This is a genomic window from Variovorax sp. PEI5 (assembly GCF_056679935.1).
Map to the genome: position 1 here is coordinate 296131 of NZ_JBWXPH010000003.1, position 17332 is coordinate 313462.

At 71.6% G+C, this 17332-nt stretch carries 18 protein-coding genes; 12 read left to right on the forward strand and 6 right to left on the reverse strand.

What is annotated here, in order from left to right:
• The first annotated feature begins 27 nt into the window (after positions 1-27).
• The 3 genes from AC1MLT_RS20815 to AC1MLT_RS20825 all read left to right on the forward strand — a co-directional run bounded on the left by AC1MLT_RS20815 (position 28) and on the right by AC1MLT_RS20825 (position 3175).
• Positions 28-1041, forward strand: a complete 1014-nt coding sequence (locus tag AC1MLT_RS20815; protein WP_481036181.1) for a membrane dipeptidase — start codon at positions 28-30, stop codon at positions 1039-1041.
• Between the two features lie 66 nt (positions 1042-1107).
• Positions 1108-2172, forward strand: coding sequence for a porin (locus AC1MLT_RS20820; protein WP_481036182.1), 1065 nt, complete (start codon positions 1108-1110; stop codon positions 2170-2172).
• 31 nt (positions 2173-2203) lie between these two features.
• Complete coding sequence (locus tag AC1MLT_RS20825) at positions 2204-3175, forward strand: Bug family tripartite tricarboxylate transporter substrate binding protein (RefSeq protein ID WP_481036184.1); 972 nt, start codon at positions 2204-2206, stop codon at positions 3173-3175.
• Positions 3176-3217: 42 nt separating this feature from the next.
• On the opposite strand, the gene AC1MLT_RS20830 is transcribed toward AC1MLT_RS20825, so the two are convergent.
• From AC1MLT_RS20830 to AC1MLT_RS20845, 4 genes are all read right to left on the reverse strand, one after another.
• Positions 3218-4207 carry a Bug family tripartite tricarboxylate transporter substrate binding protein gene (locus AC1MLT_RS20830; protein WP_481036185.1) on the reverse strand — a complete coding sequence of 330 codons (990 nt, stop codon included), beginning with the start codon at positions 4205-4207 and terminating at the stop codon, positions 3218-3220.
• 17 nt (positions 4208-4224) lie between these two features.
• Complete coding sequence (locus tag AC1MLT_RS20835) at positions 4225-5262, reverse strand: tripartite tricarboxylate transporter substrate binding protein (RefSeq protein WP_481036186.1); 1038 nt, start codon at positions 5260-5262, stop codon at positions 4225-4227.
• 85 nt (positions 5263-5347) lie between these two features.
• Positions 5348-5851 carry a MaoC family dehydratase gene (locus tag AC1MLT_RS20840; protein ID WP_481036187.1) on the reverse strand — a complete coding sequence of 168 codons (504 nt, stop codon included), beginning with the start codon at positions 5849-5851 and terminating at the stop codon, positions 5348-5350.
• Complete coding sequence (locus AC1MLT_RS20845) at positions 5848-7086, reverse strand: CaiB/BaiF CoA transferase family protein (RefSeq protein WP_481036427.1); 1239 nt, start codon at positions 7084-7086, stop codon at positions 5848-5850. The genes AC1MLT_RS20840 and AC1MLT_RS20845 overlap by 4 nt, the downstream gene beginning before the upstream one ends.
• Positions 7087-7230: 144 nt before the next feature.
• Between AC1MLT_RS20845 and AC1MLT_RS20850 the strand changes: the two genes are divergently transcribed.
• Positions 7231-8145: a LysR family transcriptional regulator gene (locus AC1MLT_RS20850; RefSeq protein WP_481036189.1), complete on the forward strand. Its 915-nt coding sequence runs from the start codon at positions 7231-7233 to the stop codon at positions 8143-8145.
• On the opposite strand, the gene AC1MLT_RS20855 is transcribed toward AC1MLT_RS20850, so the two are convergent.
• Both AC1MLT_RS20855 and AC1MLT_RS20860 read right to left on the reverse strand, forming a co-directional pair.
• Positions 8142-9077, reverse strand: coding sequence for a LysR family transcriptional regulator (locus AC1MLT_RS20855; RefSeq protein WP_481036190.1), 936 nt, complete (start codon positions 9075-9077; stop codon positions 8142-8144). The genes AC1MLT_RS20850 and AC1MLT_RS20855 overlap by 4 nt on opposite strands.
• 61 nt (positions 9078-9138) lie before the next feature.
• Positions 9139-9933 (reverse strand): crotonase/enoyl-CoA hydratase family protein, encoded by a 795-nt coding sequence (locus AC1MLT_RS20860; RefSeq protein WP_481036192.1) that lies wholly within the window; start codon positions 9931-9933, stop codon positions 9139-9141.
• A 248-nt stretch (positions 9934-10181) separates the two neighbouring features.
• Between AC1MLT_RS20860 and AC1MLT_RS20865 the strand changes: the two genes are divergently transcribed.
• The 8 genes from AC1MLT_RS20865 to AC1MLT_RS20900 all read left to right on the forward strand — a co-directional run bounded on the left by AC1MLT_RS20865 (position 10182) and on the right by AC1MLT_RS20900 (position 17323).
• Complete coding sequence (locus AC1MLT_RS20865; protein WP_481036193.1) at positions 10182-11405, forward strand: CaiB/BaiF CoA transferase family protein; 1224 nt, start codon at positions 10182-10184, stop codon at positions 11403-11405.
• A gap of 59 nt (positions 11406-11464) precedes the next feature.
• Positions 11465-12442 carry a Bug family tripartite tricarboxylate transporter substrate binding protein gene (locus tag AC1MLT_RS20870; RefSeq protein WP_481036194.1) on the forward strand — a complete coding sequence of 326 codons (978 nt, stop codon included), beginning with the start codon at positions 11465-11467 and terminating at the stop codon, positions 12440-12442.
• A 31-nt stretch (positions 12443-12473) separates the two neighbouring features.
• On the forward strand, positions 12474-12929 hold the full coding sequence (locus AC1MLT_RS20875; protein WP_481036195.1) for a MaoC family dehydratase: 456 nt from the start codon (positions 12474-12476) through the stop codon (positions 12927-12929).
• 16 nt (positions 12930-12945) lie between these two features.
• Complete coding sequence (locus tag AC1MLT_RS20880) at positions 12946-13746, forward strand: enoyl-CoA hydratase/isomerase family protein (protein WP_481036196.1); 801 nt, start codon at positions 12946-12948, stop codon at positions 13744-13746.
• 122 nt (positions 13747-13868) lie between these two features.
• Positions 13869-14180 (forward strand): Zn-ribbon domain-containing OB-fold protein, encoded by a 312-nt coding sequence (locus AC1MLT_RS20885; protein WP_481036429.1) that lies wholly within the window; start codon positions 13869-13871, stop codon positions 14178-14180.
• Between the two features lie 16 nt (positions 14181-14196).
• Entirely contained in the window at positions 14197-15354 is a 1158-nt protein-coding gene (locus AC1MLT_RS20890) for a thiolase (RefSeq protein ID WP_481036197.1), read from the forward strand.
• Between the two features lie 38 nt (positions 15355-15392).
• Positions 15393-16169 carry an SDR family NAD(P)-dependent oxidoreductase gene (locus AC1MLT_RS20895; RefSeq protein WP_481036198.1) on the forward strand — a complete coding sequence of 259 codons (777 nt, stop codon included), beginning with the start codon at positions 15393-15395 and terminating at the stop codon, positions 16167-16169.
• Positions 16166-17323 (forward strand): acyl-CoA dehydrogenase family protein, encoded by a 1158-nt coding sequence (locus AC1MLT_RS20900; protein ID WP_481036199.1) that lies wholly within the window; start codon positions 16166-16168, stop codon positions 17321-17323. The genes AC1MLT_RS20895 and AC1MLT_RS20900 overlap by 4 nt, the downstream gene beginning before the upstream one ends.
• Positions 17324-17332 lie beyond the last annotated feature (9 nt).

Consider the following 17332-nt stretch of genomic DNA (forward strand, 5'->3'; position numbering starts at 1 on the left):
CACCGCATCCCCCCCGAGCACCGCACCATGGACCCCATCACCCGCACCCCCGAGTCGACCGCCCTGCACGAGCGCTCCATCGTCATCGACGCCCTGCACACCTGCAACTGGAGCCGCGAGATCTTCGAGGAGGCGCACGCCGCCGGCATCACCGCGCTGAACGCCTCCAACGTGCTGTGGGAGAACTTCAGCCAGGGCATCGACGAGGTGGCGGCCTGGAACCACCGCTTCGCCGAGCATGCCGACCTGATCATGCCGGTGCGGACCGTGGGCGACATCGAGCGCGCCAAGGCCAGCGGCAGGACCGGCATCATCATGGGCTGGCAGAACACCTCGCCGCTGGAGGACCGGCTCGACTACCTCGAGATCTTCAAGCGCCTGGGCGTGGGCATCATGCAGCTGACCTACAACACCCAGAACTACTCCGGCAGCGGCTACCTGGAGGCCAACGACAGCGGCCTGTCGGGCTTCGGGTGCGAGGTGGTCGACGAGATGGGCCGCGTCGGCGTGCTGTGCGACCTCAGCCACGTCGGCGACCGCACCACGGCCGATGTCATCGCCCACTCGCGCCAGCCGGTGGCCATCACCCACGTGCTGCCCCGCGCGCTGCACGACGTCAAGCGCAACAAGCCCGACGAGCTGTTCCTGGCCTGCGCCGAGAAGGGCGGCGTCATCGGCATCAGCTTCTTCTCGCCCGGCCTGAAGGCCGGCAACGACTCGACCGTGCACGACGTGCTCGATGCCATGGAACACGTCATCGACCTGGTCGGCTGGGACCACGTCGGCATCGGGACCGACTACAGCCAGGGCCACGCGCGTCCCGGCCCGTGGCTGCTGTGGGCCAACCGCGACAAGGGCACGGCGCGCAAGCTGACCGAATTCGGCTCGGTGAAGATCAACAAGCCCGCCGGCGTCGAGAAGCTGCACCAGTTCCCCCACATCACCGCCGCCATGCTGCAGCGCGGCTGGAGCGAGACATCGATCACGAAGCTGCTCGGCGGCAACTGGCTCGCCCTGCTGCGGCGCGTCTGGGGCGCCTGAGACGCCTGAGACGTCACTACCGCCACCGCCACCACCGCCCGCTTTCCCCCACCCCCTGGAGTTCCCATGAAGTCTCGCGTACGTGCCGTACTGCCCCCGGCGTGCCTGATCGCCTCCGCCCTGCTGCCGTTCCAGACCCAGGCGCAGGGTTCGGTCACGGTCTATGGCGTCATCGATCTCAACCTGGAGCGCTCGAACCACCGCAACATCAATGGCGGCTATGGCGACCTGACGCAGCTGAAGTCCGACGGCCTGTTCGGCTCGCGCCTGGGCTTCCGTGGCAGCGAGGACCTGGGCGGCGGCACCAAGGCCCTGTTCACGCTCGAGGCCGGCCTGGGGCCGGACAGCGGGACGGCCGGCAACGCGACGCGCTTCTTCAACCGGCTGTCGTTCGTCGGCCTCGAGAACGACAGGCTGGGCCGGCTGACCTTCGGGCGCCAGTACACGGCGCAGTTCGACGTGCTGTCGCGCTACTTCCCGCTGACCCGCGCGCCGCAGTACGAACCCTATGCGCAGATCGAGTCGATCTACACCGACAACTCGGTCAAGTACACCTACCTCTCCGGGCCGGTGAAGCTGGAGGGCCACTATGGCTTCGGCGAATCGACCCAGGGCCGCCGGGGCGCCGCCAACTACTCCGTCGGCATGGCCTACGAGCCCACCGGATGGGGCGTCGCGCTGTCGTACGACCAGACCAACACCGCCTACGCGACCACCGGCGACCTTGGCAACTACGGCTATGTGCGCAAGCTCGTTGCCGCCGCCCGCTACACCCTGGGCGCCGCCACCTTCTACGCCGGCATCCGCGACGGCCGCACGGTCAACCCCAACGCCGTCCTGACGACCCGCGACAACATCGCCTATGCCGGTGTCGAGTACCAGTTCACGCCGACCATCAATGCCGCCATCGGCTACTACCAGAACAACGTGCACTCCACCACCGCGCCCTCCACCGGCACGCCCCGGTCGATCGCGGCCCGCGCGACCTATGCGCTGTCCAGGCGCACCGATGTCTATGCCGTCTACGGCACGGCGCGCAACGCGGCGCTGAACTTCAATGCCCTGTCGACCCTGCAGCCGGGCACCGACGACCAGACCGCCTTCGCGCTCGGCATCCGCCACCTCTTCTGAAACCGCTCCACCGCCTCCAAGGACTCCTTCCATGCGCCTGCTTCCCCGCGTACTGACCGCCTGCCTCGCGGCCCTCGTCGTCGGCTCCAGCCTGGCCGACACCTTCCCCAGCCGGGCCATCAAGCTGGTGGTGCCGTTTCCGCCCGGCCAGTCGTCCGACACCCTGAGCCGCCTGGTCGGCGAGCAGATGGCGGCCCGGCTCGGCCAGCCGGTGGTGATCGACAACCGCCCGGGCGCCGGTGGCGTGATCGGCACCCAGTACGTGGCGACGCAGCCGGCCGACGGCTACACGCTGGTGGCGGGTGGCAGCGGCCCGATGACCGTCTCGCCGACCCTGCAGCCCGGCGTCGCCCGGTACGACGCCGTCAGGAGCTTCAGCCCGGTGGCCGGCGTGGCGCGGATCGCCCAGGTGATCGTGGTGTCCAGCGACTCGCCGATCCGCGACCTGCAGGCCCTGGTGGGCAGCGCCCGCCGCAAGGCCGGCGCGGTGACCTATGGCTCGTCCGGCAACGGCACGACGCAGCACCTGTTCATGGAGATGCTCAATGCCGCCGCCGACATCCGCATGACCCACGTGCCCTACAAGGGTTCGGCTCCGGCCCTGAACGACCTGATCGGCGGCCAGATCGACTTGATGTCGGACACCATCACGGCCATGACGCCACTGATCCGCGCCGGCAAGGTGCGGCCCATCGCCGTCACCTCCGCCAGGCGCTGGCCGACGCTGCCGGAGGTGCCGACGGTGGCCGAGCAGGGCTACCCCGGCTATGCCGCCGAGGGCTGGGTCGCGTTCCTGGCGCCGGCCGGCACGCCGCCGGCCGTCGTCGGCCAGCTCGAGGGCTCGGTCAGGGCGGCGCTGGCGGACCCGCCGACGCGCGCCCGCATCGCCGAGCTCGGCTTCCTGCCGATGGACCTCGACCAGGACCAGCTGCGCGACTTCCTGCAGTCCGAGACGCGCAAGTTCAAGCAGGTGATCGAGACCGCCCACATCAAGGTCGAGTGAGTCCTGCGCGCGCGCCGGCGACGGGCGCGCGCCACGAGCGGCTCACTGCCGCGGAACCCGGGCCTCGGTCGCGATGCGCTTCCACAGCTCGATCTCCGCGCCCTGGAAGGCGCGCATCTCCTGCGGTCCGCCGCGCATCGTCTCGGCGCCGATGCGCTCGTAGAACTCGCGCGTCTCGGGCAGGGTCTCGATGCGCGTCAGCAGCTCGGCCAGCCGCTCGGTCTCGGCCCGGGGGGTGCGGGCCGAGACCATGGCGCCGACCCATGTGTAGGCCGCGAAGCCCGGCAGGCCAGCCTCGGCGGCCGTCGGCACGTCGGGCAACGCGGGCACGCGCCGGTCGGCCGCGACGGCGAGAGCGCGCACCCTGCCCGACTGCACCAGCTCCCTGACGCTGGTGACCTCGGCGAAGGCCATGTGGACCGTGCCGGACACCACCCCCACCACCGCCTCGCCGGCGCCCTTGAAGGGCACGTGGGTGGTCCGCACCCGGGCCACGTCGTTGAAGAGTTCGCCCATCAGTTGGTAGCCCGCCGATCCGGCGCCATAGTCGATCACGCCCGGCCGGGCGCGGGCACCCGCGATCAGATCGGCCAGGCTCGCATGGGGCGAGGCGCCCGGCACGACGATCAGCGCCGGCGCCCGCATCATCATCGTCAGGGGCGCCAGGTCGGTGGTGGGGTCGTAGGGCAGCGCCCTGAACAGCGCGACATTGACCGCCAGCGTCGAGTTGCTGCCGACGAAGACGGTGTAGCCATCGGCCGGGCTGGCGAGCACGGTCTTGACGGCGATGAAGCCGTTGGCGCCGGGCTTGTTGTCCACCACCACCGGCTGGCCGGTCAGCTCGGTGAGCTTGCGGCCGAAGTACCGCGCCGAGGTGTCGGTGCCGCTGCCCGGCGGGAACGGCACCACGAAGCGGATCGGCCGCGAGGGGAATTCCTGCGCGGCGGCGGGCGCGGCGGGCGCGATGGCCAGCAGCAGGGTGGCGCTCAGCAGCGCCAGGGTGGCGGCGACGGTACGACGGGTCGTTGTCATGGATGTGCCTCCCGCGCTCAGTCGAGCGTGATGCCGGTGGACTTCACGACGCCGGCCCAGCGCGTGAGTTCGCGCTGGACGTAGGCGCCGTACTCCTGCGGCGTCGAGCCCAGCGGCTCGGCGCCCTGCAGCGCCAGTCGCTCGCGCACGTCGGGCGCCTGCAGGGCCTTGCGGATCTCGGCGTTCAACCGCTCGACCACCGCCGGCGGCGTGCCCGCCGGCACCATCACGCCCTGCCAGGCGCCGACCTCGAAGCCCGGCATGCCCGACTCCGCGAGCGTCGGCACGTCCGGGAACAGCGACATGCGCCGGGCGGTCGTCACCGCCAGCATCCGCATGCGCTTGTCGTGCACGAAGCCCATCACCGAGTTGACGGTGTCGGTCATGAACTGGATCTGGTTGCCCACCAGGTCGACGTCCGCCGGGGCGCTGCCCTTGTAGGGCACGTGCGTCGCCTCCAGCCCGTGCGCCTGCACGAACTGGTAGGCCCCCAGGTGCGTCACGTTGCCATTGCCCGCCGAGCCGTACGACAGCTTGCCCGGATGCGCCCGGGCATGGGCCACGAACTCCCGCACCGTGGTCGCCGGGATCGACGGATGCACCACCAGCGCCAATGGCACCACCGCCACCAGCGCGACCGGCGCCAGGTCCTTGCGCACGTCGTAGGGCACGTTGCGGTAGAGCGCCGGGCTCAGGGCGATGGACGAGGTGTTGTAGAGCACGGTGTAGCCATCGGCCGGCGCCTTGACCACGGCCTGCGCGCCGATGTTGCCGTTGGCGCCGCCCCGGTTGTCGACCAGCACGCTCTGGCCCATCTGCTCGCCCAGCTTCTGCGCCAGCACGCGCGCGATCAGGTCGGTCGGGCCGTCGGGCGGGAACGGCACCACCATCGTGATCGGCCTGGCCGGATAGGGCGCGGGCTGCGCCAGGGCGGTGGTCGTCGCGCCGAGCGCGAGCAGCGCGCCGCCGAGGACGCGCCAACCGGGACGGCGTGCCGTGGCCGCTGGCGGGGTCGATGCGGATGCGGCTGTGGATGCGGATGCGGGGTGGGCCATGCGTTGTCTCCGTGGCGTTGTGCTTCTTCGGGGGGGGGGAACCGTCGGGGCGCGGCCGGGGCGCCGTCGCGGCGCCTCGTCGCGCTCAGGCGATCGGCGTGTCGGCGCCGGCCAGCAGGCGCCGCGCGTCGTAGTGCATGACGCAGCGGTCGTGCTGGTTGAAGACCGTGATGCGCGAATCGACGATGGCGCGGCCGCCGCGCGAGGTCGGCCGGATGCCCGTGACCTCGACCACCGCGTCGATGCTGTCGCCCACGCGCACCGGCGCGTGGATCCGCTGCGTCAGCTCGAGCATGGCGAGCCCGGTGCCCTGGATCATGGTCTGCAGGATGAAGCCCTCGATCAGCGCATAGGTCAGCGCCGCCGGCACCGGCCGGCCGGCGATGGCGCCGGCCTCGTAGTCGGCGTCGATGAAGATCGCCTCCAGCATGCCGGTGACGCCGATGAAGCCGACCAGGTCGGCCTCGGTCACGGTGCGCCGGAAGGTGCGCAGCCGCTGGCCGATGCCCAGCTGCTGCCAGACGAAGCCCTGGCCGAGGCGCGGCAGCATGGCGTCCCCGGGCTGGCGGTGGGTGTCGCGATCGGTCATGGCGTGGGCTCCTGGAGGGATGGGACATGGGCGGCGTCGGGGACGTGGGGCGCGCGGGACGCGTCGGCGCCGGCGATCAGCGCGTCGATGCGCTCGGGCGGCCAGCCCGCGGCGGCCAGGCTCTGGCGCGTGTGCTGGCCCAGGCGCGGCGGCATGCCGACCGGGGGCCGCGCGCCGTCGAAGCTCACCGGCACGCCGGGAAAGCGCAGCGTGCCCATGGCGGGATCGTCCAGCGTCGCGAAGAAGCCGGTCGCCACCAGGTGCGGATCGGCCGGCAGGTCGTCGAGGCGGCTGACCGGGGCGGCCGGGATCTCCAGTCGCTCGCAGGTGGCGAGCCAGTGCGCCGTGGTGCCGCGCGCGACATGCCCGCCGGCGATCTCCAGCAGTTCCCCGATGTGCCGCGTGCGCGCCCCGACGTCGACGAAGCGCGCATCGTCGGCCAGCATCGGCGCGCCGACCTCGGCGAAGAAGCGCCGCCAGTGCGCGTTCGTGTAGGGCATCATGCAGACGTGGCCGTCGGCGGTGCGCCAGGGCCGCCGCCAGGGCGTCAGCAGGCGCGGATAGCCCGCCGGCGCGAGCGGCGGCTCGAAGTGCGCCCCGTACAGGTGCTCGACCAGGTTGAAGGCCACCATGGTCTCGAACATCGGGATCTCCACCACCGCGCCACGCCCGGTGCGCTCGCGCCGGAACAGCGCCGCCAGGATGGCCTGGGCGCCGACCAGCGCGCAGGTCTTGTCCGCCGCGATGGTCGGCAGGTAGCGCGCCTCGCCCGACTGCATCTGCATCAGTGCGGCCAGCCCCGACATGCCCTGGATGACGTCGTCGTAGGCCGGCCGGCCGGCATACGGGCCATGCTGCGCGAAGCCGTGGAAGCCGGCGTACACCAGCCGGGGGAAGCGCGCGGACAGCGTCGCCGGGTCGATGCCCAGCGGCGCCAGCTTCTGCGGCCGCATGCTGTGCATGAAGACATCGGCATCGGCGAGCAGCGCCATCAGCGCCTCGCGCGCGGCCGGCCGCTTGAGGTCCAGCACCACGCTCTTCTTGCTGCGGTTGCTGCCCAGGAACAGCGCCGACATGCCGGGCTCCGTCGCCGGGCCGGTGTGGCGCGTCGAGTCGCCCTCGGGCGGCTCGATCTTGATCACCTCGGCGCCATGGTCGGCCAGCGTCTGGCTGGCCAGCGGCCCGAACACCACGCTCGACAGGTCGAGCACCTTGATTCCTTCCAGCGGCAGCATCGTTCGGCGTCCCCTCGTCATGGCCGGTGGTCCGGCGTCGTCGGTTGTTGGTCGTCGTCTCACGTCGTCTCCGGCCGCCATTCTGGAAAGCGCCGCCGGCGCGGTCCAATATCAATCGCGCGCCCTGTGATACCTTCCGCGCCCATGGACACGCGACTCCTGCGTCACTTCATCGCGTTGGCCGAGACGCTCAACTTCCACCGCGCCGCCGAGCGCCTGCACATCGCCCAGCCGCCACTGTCGGCCTCGATCCGGCGGCTCGAGGCGCGCGTCGGCGTGCCGCTGTTCGCGCGCAACCGCCGTGGCACCGAGCTGACACCGGCGGGCGTGGCGGCCCTGGAGCACGCGCGGCGCGCGGTGTTCTTCGGCGACGAGTTCACGCGCTCGGCGCTGGCGGCGGCGCGCGGCGAGGCCGGCGTGCTGCGGGTCGGCTTCGTCGGCTCGGCCACCTACGCGCTGATGCCGCGCGTGCTGCCGCACTTCCGCACCCGGCATCCGGGGGTCCAGCTGGCGCTGTCGGAATCGACCACGGCGCGCATCGTCGACATGGTCGAGCGCGGCGACATCGACGTCGGCCTGGTGCGCTTCCCGATCGGCCGCGCCTGCCAGGCGCGCATCGTCGCGGCCGAACGCGATGTCTTCGTGGCCGCGCTGTCGGCCGACCACGCGCTGGCCCGGCGGCGCCGCGTCAAGCTCGCCGACCTGGCGGCCGAAGCCTTCGTGATGTATGGCCCGACCGAGGTGCCGGGCCTGCATGCCGCCGCGATGCTGGCCTGCCAGGAGGCGGGTTTCGTGCCGCGCGTGGCGCAGGAGGCGACCCAGGTGCAGACCGTGATCAGCCTGGTGGAGAGCGGCATGGGCATCGCCCTGGTGCCTTCCGTGGCGGCGCGGCACACCACGCGCAAGGTGGTCTTCAAGCCGCTGTCGGGCGCCGGCGCCGCGACCTCGATCGGGCTGGCGCTGGCGCTGCCGCCGACCGGCGGAACCTCGGCCGCGCTGCGCTTCCTGGAATGCGTGCTGGCGCGGCCGGCCGGGGATGGGACGGCCGACGGCGCCTAGGCGCCGGGCGGCGCGCCGTCGGTGGCGGACCGCGCCGGCGCGCCCGCGAACTCGCGCTCCGCGAGGCGGCGGAAGCTCTGCGCGGCGCCGCTCTCCATGTCCGGCCGGTAGGCCAGCGCGAGGCCGATCGCCGCTCCCTCGGGCAGTCCGGTCAGCGGCCGATACACCATCTTCTGCGAGGCGAAGCGCTGCATGACCGAAGGCACCAGGGCGACGCCGAGCCCGCTCTCGACCATCGCCAGGACGGTCTGCACCTGCGTCGCCTCCTGCGCCACGCGCGGCACGAAGCCCGCGTGCTGGCAGGCCAGCATGGCCGCGCCGTGCAGGCCGGCCGCGAAGCCGCGCGTGTACAGCACGAAGGCCTCGTGCGCCATCTCGCCGAGCGACAGTTCGGACCGGGCCGCCAGCGGGTTGCCGCGCGGGATGGCGGCGACGAACTCGTCGCGCTCCAGCGGCACCAGGCGCGCGCGCGTGCCGTCGAGCAAGGGCGTGCGCACGATGCCGACGTCGAGCTCGTCGCTCTCGATCTGCTGCAGGATGAGCGTCGAGGTCGCTTCCTTCAGGGTCAGCTCGACCCCCGGATAGGCGGCGCGGAACAGCGGCACCAGCCGCTGCAGCATGCCGGAGGTGCACGAGCCGACGAAGCCCACGCGCAGGCTGCCGCCGGTGCCCTGCGCGGCATGGGTCGCCGATTCGACGAACTGGTCGTTGTGGAACAGCAGGCGGCGCGCCTCGACCAGCGCCGCGCGGCCGCTGGGCGTGAGGGCGACGCCGCTGCTCGAACGCGTGAAGAGCCTGGCGCCGAGTTCGGCCTCGAGCTTCTGGATCGACACCGACAGCGGCGGCTGCGCCATGTGCAGGCGTTCGGCCGCCTTGCGGAAATTGAGCGTGTCGGCGAGGACGACGAAATGGCGGATGCGCCGGAGGTCCATGGTGGTCGCGCGAAAGGGTGGGTTCAGCATAACCGTTCACCCCGCGCGGACCGCCGCGCCCTCAGCCGCCGAACCGGGGCGCGCGCTTCTCGATGAAGGCCATGACGGCTTCGCGATGGTCGGGCGTCTGGTGCGACACCGCCTGGTACATCGCGGCGAGTTCCAGCAGGGTGTCCAGGCGGGTCGTCATGCCCTCGCGGATCAGGCGCTTGGTCAGTCGCACGGCATGGGGTGGATTGGCCGCGATCTCCTCGGCCAGCCGGCGGGCGCAGGCCATCAGCTCGGCCGCCGGCACCACCTGCGAGACCAGGTTCCAGTCGAGCGCGCAGCGCGCGTCGATGGTGCGGCCGGTGTAGGAGAGCTCGGCCGCGCGCGACAGCCCGATGATGCGCGGCAGCAGCCAGGCGCCGCCATCGCCGGCGACGATGCCGACCTTCACGAAGCTCTCCGCGAACCTGGCGCCGTCGGCGGCGATGCGGATGTCGCACATGCAGGCCAGGTCCAGGCCGGCGCCGATGGCATGGCCGTTGACGGCCGCGATCACCGGCACCTCCAGGTTGAACAGCGCGAGCGGCAGGCGCTGGATGCCGGCGCGGTAGTCGTGCCGCACCTGCATGGCGTCGACCTCCCCGGCGGTCTGGCGCAGCATCGCCTTGACATCGCCGCCGGCCGAGAAGGAGCCGCCGTTGCCCGTCAGGATCACGGCGCGCACCGAGCGGTCGCCATCGATGCGCCGCACGGCCTCCAGGAACTCGTCGACCATCGTGTTGCCGGTGAGCGGGTTGTGGCGTTGCGGATCGTTCATCGTCAGCGTGACGACGTGGTCGCTTTGCTCGTAGAGCAGGCATGGGTTCATGGCGGGGATTTTGTTGGCCGTGCCGGCACCATGCCGGCCACGGGGCGAGCCTAAGCCGCCGCGTGCCATCGGTCCAATATCGATTTCGCTGACGGCGATACCGTTTCGACGACGTGCCATCGCCAGCGCGACCCCTCATCGACCCCGACCCTGTCAGTGCAAACCCGCATCGGCGATACCGGAACGCTATCGATATTCCTCCAAACAATATTGGACGGCGGGTCGGCTGGGCTCTTACGCTCGTCGCCATGACATCGCTTCTGGGCCACATCAAGGTTCTCGACCTGACCCGCATCCTGGCTGGCCCGTGGGCGACCCAGAATCTCGCCGACATGGGCGCCGAGGTGATCAAGATCGAACGCCCCGTGCAGGGCGACGACACCCGCACCTGGGGCCCGCCGTTCCTGAAGGACGCCGAGGGCCACGAGACGCGCGACTCGTCGTATTTCCTCAGCGCCAACCGCGGCAAGAAGTCGTTGACCTGCGACCTGTCGTTGCCCGAGGGCCAGGAACTGATCCGCGCCCTGGCCAGGGATGCCGACGTGGTGGTGGAGAACTACAAGGTCGGCACGCTGGCGCGCTACGGCCTGGCCTACGAGGACCTGCGGCGCATCAACCCCCGGCTGGTCTACTGCTCGGTGACCGGCTTCGGCCAGGACGGCCCCTACGCGGCATTGCCGGGCTACGACTTCGTCTTCCAGGGCATGGGCGGGCTGATGAGCATCACCGGCCAGCCCGAGGGCACGCCGGGCGACGAGCCGATGAAGGTGGGCATCGCCATCACCGACCTGCTCACCGGCATGTACGCCACCACCGCCATCCTCGGCGCGCTGGAGCATCGCCACGTGAGCGGCGTCGGCCAGTACATCGACATGTCCCTGCTCGACTGCGTCGTCACCGTCAACTCGTACATGGCGATCAACTACTTCCTCTCCGGGAAGATGCCGCGCCGCATGGGCAACGCCCACGCCAACATGGTCCCCTACCAGGTGTTCCGCTGCCGCGAGGGCAGCCTGATCGTCGCGGTGGGCAACGACTCGCAGTACCGCGCGTTCTGCCGCGTGATCGACCGCCCGGACCTGGCGGCGGACGAGCGCTATGCCAGCGCGGCCAACCGCAACCGCCACCGGGAAACCCTGATCCCGCAGCTCGCCGAGGCCCTGCTGGCGCGCTCGATGGCCGAGTGGGTCGAGCTGCTGGAGGCGGCGAACGTGCCCTGCGGCCCGATCCACGACATGCAGCAGGTGTTCGACGACCCGCAGGTGCGGCATCGCGGCATGAAGCTGTCGCTGCCCCACGGCGCGGGCGTGGAAGCGCCGGCGGTGGCCAGCCCGCTGCGCTTCTCGGAGACGCCCATCGTCTATGGCCGCCATGCGCCGACGCTCGGCGAGCACACCGACGCCGTGCTCGGCGAAATGCTGGGGCTCGATGCCGAACGCATCGCCGGGCTGCGCGAGCGCGGCGTCGTCTGAGCGGCCAGGCCCGGCCACCCGATCCACCCCGCCCCGCGCACCCGATCCGAGGACCCCACATGCGACGCCCACTGCAGCCGGCCTTCCGCGCCCTCGCCGGCGCGCTCCTCCTCGCGATGGCCGCCCTCGGCGCCGGCGCGCAGGAACGCGCGCCGATCCGCTTCGTGGTGCCCTACCCGGCCGGCGGCGCCGCCGACCAGATCACGCGCCTGGTGGCCACCGCCGCCGCGCGCCACCTGGGCGCGCCCATCGTCATCGACAACAAGGGCGGCGCCGCCGGCATGATCGCGGCCGAGGCCGCGCTGCGCGCCGAGCCCGATGGCCAGACCTTCTTCGTCGGTTCGAACGCGCCGCTGGTCATCAACCAGGCGATCTACGCCCGCATGCCCTACGACCCCGAGAAGGACTTCGTGCCGGTGGCCGGCATGGGCAAGTCGCCCTTGCTGCTGGTGACCCGCAAGGGCCTGGGGGTGACGGACGTGCCGGGGCTGATCGCCCTGAGCGCCAAGGCCGGCACCGGCTTCACGATGGGATCGGCCAGCAGCGGCAACATCACCCACCTGGCCGGCGAGGGCGCCAGCCGCGCGATGGGCTTTCGCGTGACGCACGTGCCCTTTAGCGGCAGCGCCCCGGCCATCACCAGCATGCTGGGCGAGAACGTCGACATCATGTACGACGCCCTGCCCTCCTGCCTGCAGCAGGCCAAGGCCGGGCGCATCGTCCCCTTGGCGATCCTCGATGCCCGGCGCTTCCCGCAGCTGCCCGACGTGCCGACCCTCAAGGAGGCCGGCTACGCGGGCCACGACGCCAGCGCCTGGTTCGGCGTCATGGCGCGCGCCGGCACGCCGCGCGCGGCCATCGACGGCATGAACAAGGCGGTCAACGACGCCCTGGCGCAGCCCGACCTCGTCGCCCGGCTGAACCAGATCGGCGCCCAGCCCATGCCCGGATCGCCCGCGAGCTTCGGCCGCTTCATCGCCGACGAGCGCGCGCGCTGGATCCCGCTCGCGCACCTGCTCGGCGTCAAGGCCGACTGAGCCTCCCTCCCTCCCTCAAGGAAACGAACCCATGGTGACCCTGGACTCCCCCGACGCCATCCGCGCCTTCGTCGGCCAAAGCACGACCAGCACGTCGATGCTGGTGGACCAGAAGATGATCGACGTCTTCGCCGACCTGACGCACGACCACCAGTGGCTGCACGTGGACGTGGCGCGCGCCGCCACGGAATCGCCCTATGGCACCACCATCGCGCACGGCCTGCTCACGCTGGCGCTGCTGCCGGCCTGGTATGGCCAGTGCCTGAGCTTCCCCAACCGCCGTCACGGCGTGAACTACGGCTTCGACAAGGTGCGCTTCACCGGCCCGGTCAGGAGCGGCTCGATGCTCTCGGGCCGCTTCACCCTGGCGCGGGCCGAGGACGTCCGCCCGGGCGACCTGCGCTGCACCTGGGAGGTCGAGGTGCGGGTCGATGGCGTCGAGCGGCCGGTGCTGGTCGCGCAGTGGCTCATCCAGATCACGCACTGAGCGCCGCGCGACCGCCATGGCAGCCCTCCTGATCGAACGCGTCGGCGCCACCGCCGTGCTGACGCTCAACCGCCCCGAGGCCCGCAACGCCCTGGACTACGGCATGCGCGCCGAGCTGGCCGTGGCCGTGCCGGCCCTGCGCGACGACCCCTCGGTGCGCGCCGTCGTCATCACCGGCGCGGGCCGGCACTTCTGCGCCGGCGGCGACGTCAAGGTGCTGGCCGAGTCGCAGGGCGCGGCGCGCGATGTCTTCGAGGGCCGCGACCGCATCCTGGCGATCCATCGCTGGTTCGACGAACTCATCGACATGGAGAAGCCGGTGATCGCCGCCATCGATGGCGTCGCCTTCGGCGGTGGCCTGTCGTTCGCGCTGTGCGCGGACTTCGTGCTGGCGACGCCGCGCGCCTCGTTCTGCTCGGTCTTCAGCCGGCTCGGCTATGTGCCCGACATGGCGGCGATGTACCTGCTGCCGCGCGCCGTCGGCCTGGCGACGGCCAAGGAGATGGTCTTCACGGCCCGCGTGGTGGATGCCCAGGAGGCCCGGCGGATCGGCCTGGTGCATCGCATCGTCGAGGACGACCCTCGCGCGGCCGCGCTGGAACTGGCGGCGCGTTTCCACGACGCGCCGGCCGGCGCCCTGGGCGTCGCGAAGTCGATCATGAACCGCGCCTTCGAGAGCGACCGCCGCAGCGTCTGCGCGCAGGAGGCCATGGCGCAGGCCATGTGCCGCGAGAGCGCCTTCCACCAGGAGGCGGTGCGGCGCTTCGTCGACAAGCAGCCTCCCCTCTACAGCTGGCCCACGGAGACCCGTCCATGATTCCATCCTCCCCATCCTCCCCATCCTCCCCATCCTCCCCATCGGCCGCGTCCTCCGGCGCCGCCGCCGAAGTGCTCAAGCCCGAGCAGGCGTACTTCGCCTTCCTGGCGCAGGGCCGCTTCATGATCCAGCGCTCGCGCTCCTCGGGCGAGCATGTCTTCTATCCCCGCGTGGCCGCCCCGCGCACCGGCGCGCTGGACCTGGAATGGGTGCCGGCGAGCGGCGACGGCATCGTCCACGCCACCACGGTGGTGCGGCGCAAGCCGCCCGAGCCGGCCTTCAACGTCGCCCTGGTCGAGCTCGCCGAGGGCCCCCGCATGATGAGCCGGGTCGAGGGCGTGGCGCCCCAGGACGTGCGCATCGGCATGGCCGTGAAGGCCCGCATCGACACCGTCGACGGCAAGCCGCTGGTCGTGTTCGACGTCGTGCAATGAGAAAGCCAGGATCCCCATGAGCGAAGACCGATTCCCGCGCGGCAGGACCGCCATCGTTTCCACCGCCACCTATGGCATGGGCGAGGCGCCCGGCCTGTCGTCCATCGACCTGGCGGTCTCCGCCAGCGTGCGCGCCCTCGGCGCGGTCGGCCTGGCGCCATCCGACGTCGACGGACTGTTCATCGCCCTGCCCGACGACTTCCTCTCCGGCCTGACCTTCGCCGAGTACCTGGGCATCACGCCCCGGGTGACCGACAACAACCGCACCGGCGGCTCGGCCTTCCTCACCCACTGCATGTGGGCCGCGCTGGCGCTGGAGGCCGGCCAGTGCGACGTCGCGCTGGTGGCCTACGGCAGCAACCAGCGCAGCGCCGCCGGCGGCCTGGTGAGCGCCATGCGGCCGACGGCCTACGAGGGTCCCTACAGGCTGCCGCGCCCGGTCGGCGCCTATGCGCTGGCGACCTCGCGCTACATGCACCAGTACGGCCTGCGGCGCGAGCAGCTCGGCGCGGTGGCCATCGCCGCGCGCCAGTGGGCCGGGCTCAATCCCGATGCCTTCATGCGCGAGCCGCTGGGCATGGACGAGTACCTGGCCTCGCGCCTGGTGTGCGATCCGCTCTCGGTGCGCGACTGCTGCCTGGTGACCGACGGCGCGGCCGCGCTGGTCATGACGCGCGCCGACCGGGCGCGCGACCTGAGCCGCAGGCCGGTCTACATCCTGGGCAATGCCGCCTCGACGCACCACCGCGACATCACCTCCATGCCCGACCTGACCACCACCGCCGCGGCCATCTCCGGCCCGCGCGCCATGGCCCAGGCCGGCGTCACGCCCCGCGACATCGATGTCGTCGAGGTCTACGACGCCTTCACCATCAACACCTTGCTGTTCCTGGAGGACCTGGGCTTCTGCGCCAAGGGCGAGGCCGGCGCGTTCGTCGAGGGCGGCCGCATCGCGCCGGGCGGCGAACTGGCGGTCAACACCAATGGCGGCGGACTCTCCTGCGTGCATCCGGGCATGTATGGCCTGTTCACCGTGGTCGAGGCGACCCAGCAACTGCAGGGCACGGCCGGGGCGCGCCAGGTCGAGGGCGCCCGGCTGGCCGTGGCCCACGGCAACGGCGGCGAGCTCTCCAGCCAGGCGACGATGGTGCTCGGCACCGAAGAGACACTGTAGGCGCCCCAGAGACACCCCCCATCCATCGAGGAGCCCGCGTGCAGACCCCTGATTTCTCCCTCCACAACAAGCAAGTCATCGTCACCGGCGCCGGCCAGGGCATCGGCAAGGCGCTCGCCGCGACCGTGGTCGCCCTGGGCGGCCGGGTCGTCGCCGTCGACGTCAACGCCGGGGCGCTCGACGCCCTGCGCGCCGAGCTGGGCGACGAGCGCTGCGTCACGGTCACCGGCAGCGTGGCCGACGCGGCCGTCGCGCAGGCGGCGGTCGATGCCGGCGTGGCCGCCTTCGGCGGCGTCAACGGCCTGGTCAACAACGCCGGCGTCACCCGCACCGCGATGATCGACAAGATGACGCTCGAGGCCTGGCAGACCGTCATCGACGTGCACCTGACCGGCTCGTTCCACTTCCTGCAGGCCCTGGGGCGCCACCTGCTGGCGCGCGCCAAGGCGGGCGAGAAGATCGCCGGCTCGATCGTCAACATCTCCTCGGACGCCGGCCGGCGCGGCACCATCGGGCAGATCAACTACGGCACCGCCAAGGCCGGCGTGCTGGGCATGACCATGTGCGCGGCGCGCGAGTGGGCGAAGTTCGACATCCGCTGCAACACGGTGGGTTTCGGCGTCGTGGAGACGCCCATGACCGAGACCATCCGGGGCGAGAAATTCGCCGACACCTACCTCTCGCAGATCCCGCTCGGGCGCTGGGGCGAGGCCGGCGAGGTGGCGCGGCCGGTGTGCTTCCTGCTCTCGGACGCCGCCTCCTACATCACCGGCCAGCACCTGTCGGTCAACGGCGGCTACACGATCGGCCTATGAGCAGCCTGCTGGACAACTTCCATTTCGCCCGGCTGCCGGCGCAGGCGGAGGCCTTCCGCGCCGAAGTGCGCGCCTTCCTGGCGGCCGAGCAGCCGGTGCTGCCGGCGGATGCGCGGGCCCGCTCGTGGATGGGCTTCGACGGCGACTTCAGCCGCAAGCTCGCCGCGCGCGGCTGGGTCGGCGTCACGCTGCCCCGGACCTATGGCGGCGCCGAACTCGACGCCTTCTCCCGCTTCGCGCTGATCGAGGAACTGCTGTCGGCCGGCGCGCCGGTGGGCGGCCACTGGATCGCCGACCGCCAGAGCGGCCCGCTGATCCTGAAGTTCGGCACCGAGGCGCAGCGCCGCTTCCATCTGCCGCGCATCTGCGCCGGCGAGTCCTTCTTCTGCATCGGCATGAGCGAGCCCAACAGCGGCTCCGACCTGGCCAGCGTGGGCACGCGCGCCGTCCGCACCGCGACCGGCTGGACGCTCAACGGCCGCAAGATCTGGACCACCAACGCCCACAACTGCCACTACATGATCGCGCTGGTGCGCAGCTCCGGCGCGCCGGAGGACCGGCATCGCGGCCTGTCGCAGTTCATCATCGACCTCTCGCTGCCGGGCATCACGATCCGCCCGATCCGCGACCTGGCCGGCGACGCGCACTTCTCGGAGGTGTTCTTCGACGACGTGGCGCTGGCCGGAGACGCCCTGATCGGCAGCGAGGGCACCGGCTGGGAGCAGGTCACGGCCGAGCTGGCCTTCGAGCGCAGCGGTCCGGAACGCATCTACTCGAGCATCGTGCTGCTCGACCGCTGGCTCGAGGCACTGCGCGCGAGCGGCGACGCCGCGGCGCACGTGGCGGCCGTCGGGCGCTTCGCCGCCCACCTCTCGGCCTTGCGCAACCTGTCGCTGTCGGTCACGGCGCGCCTGGCGGCGGGCGAGAGTCCGGTGGTCGAGGCGGCCCTGGTGAAGGAACTGGGCACGACCTTCGAGCAGGAGATCCCGGCCGTCATCGAGGCCGCGCTGGGCGCCGATCCCACGCGCGAGATCGACGCCGAGCTGCTGCGCACCTCGGCCTACGTGAGCCAGATCGCGCCCACCTATTCGCTGCGCGGGGGCACGCGCGAGATCCTGCGCGGCATGATCGCGCGCGGTCTCGGCCTGCGCTGAACGACCGAG

Coding starts and splice junctions, on each gene's coding strand:
- AC1MLT_RS20885 (WP_481036429.1), top strand. CDS start 13,869: ATGATCCAGCGCTCGCGCTCCTCGGGCGAGCATGTCTTCTATCCCCGC.
- AC1MLT_RS20845 (WP_481036427.1), bottom strand. CDS start 7,086: ATGCTGCCGCTGGAAGGAATCAAGGTGCTCGACCTGTCGAGCGTGGTG.
- AC1MLT_RS20830 (WP_481036185.1), bottom strand. CDS start 4,207: ATGACAACGACCCGTCGTACCGTCGCCGCCACCCTGGCGCTGCTGAGC.
- AC1MLT_RS20840 (WP_481036187.1), bottom strand. CDS start 5,851: ATGACCGATCGCGACACCCACCGCCAGCCCGGGGACGCCATGCTGCCG.
- AC1MLT_RS20865 (WP_481036193.1), top strand. CDS start 10,182: ATGACATCGCTTCTGGGCCACATCAAGGTTCTCGACCTGACCCGCATC.
- AC1MLT_RS20890 (WP_481036197.1), top strand. CDS start 14,197: ATGAGCGAAGACCGATTCCCGCGCGGCAGGACCGCCATCGTTTCCACC.
- AC1MLT_RS20900 (WP_481036199.1), top strand. CDS start 16,166: ATGAGCAGCCTGCTGGACAACTTCCATTTCGCCCGGCTGCCGGCGCAG.
- AC1MLT_RS20855 (WP_481036190.1), bottom strand. CDS start 9,077: ATGGACCTCCGGCGCATCCGCCATTTCGTCGTCCTCGCCGACACGCTC.
- AC1MLT_RS20815 (WP_481036181.1), top strand. CDS start 28: ATGGACCCCATCACCCGCACCCCCGAGTCGACCGCCCTGCACGAGCGC.
- AC1MLT_RS20870 (WP_481036194.1), top strand. CDS start 11,465: ATGCGACGCCCACTGCAGCCGGCCTTCCGCGCCCTCGCCGGCGCGCTC.
- AC1MLT_RS20880 (WP_481036196.1), top strand. CDS start 12,946: ATGGCAGCCCTCCTGATCGAACGCGTCGGCGCCACCGCCGTGCTGACG.
- AC1MLT_RS20860 (WP_481036192.1), bottom strand. CDS start 9,933: ATGAACCCATGCCTGCTCTACGAGCAAAGCGACCACGTCGTCACGCTG.
- AC1MLT_RS20875 (WP_481036195.1), top strand. CDS start 12,474: ATGGTGACCCTGGACTCCCCCGACGCCATCCGCGCCTTCGTCGGCCAA.
- AC1MLT_RS20835 (WP_481036186.1), bottom strand. CDS start 5,262: ATGGCCCACCCCGCATCCGCATCCACAGCCGCATCCGCATCGACCCCG.
- AC1MLT_RS20820 (WP_481036182.1), top strand. CDS start 1,108: ATGAAGTCTCGCGTACGTGCCGTACTGCCCCCGGCGTGCCTGATCGCC.
- AC1MLT_RS20850 (WP_481036189.1), top strand. CDS start 7,231: ATGGACACGCGACTCCTGCGTCACTTCATCGCGTTGGCCGAGACGCTC.
- AC1MLT_RS20825 (WP_481036184.1), top strand. CDS start 2,204: ATGCGCCTGCTTCCCCGCGTACTGACCGCCTGCCTCGCGGCCCTCGTC.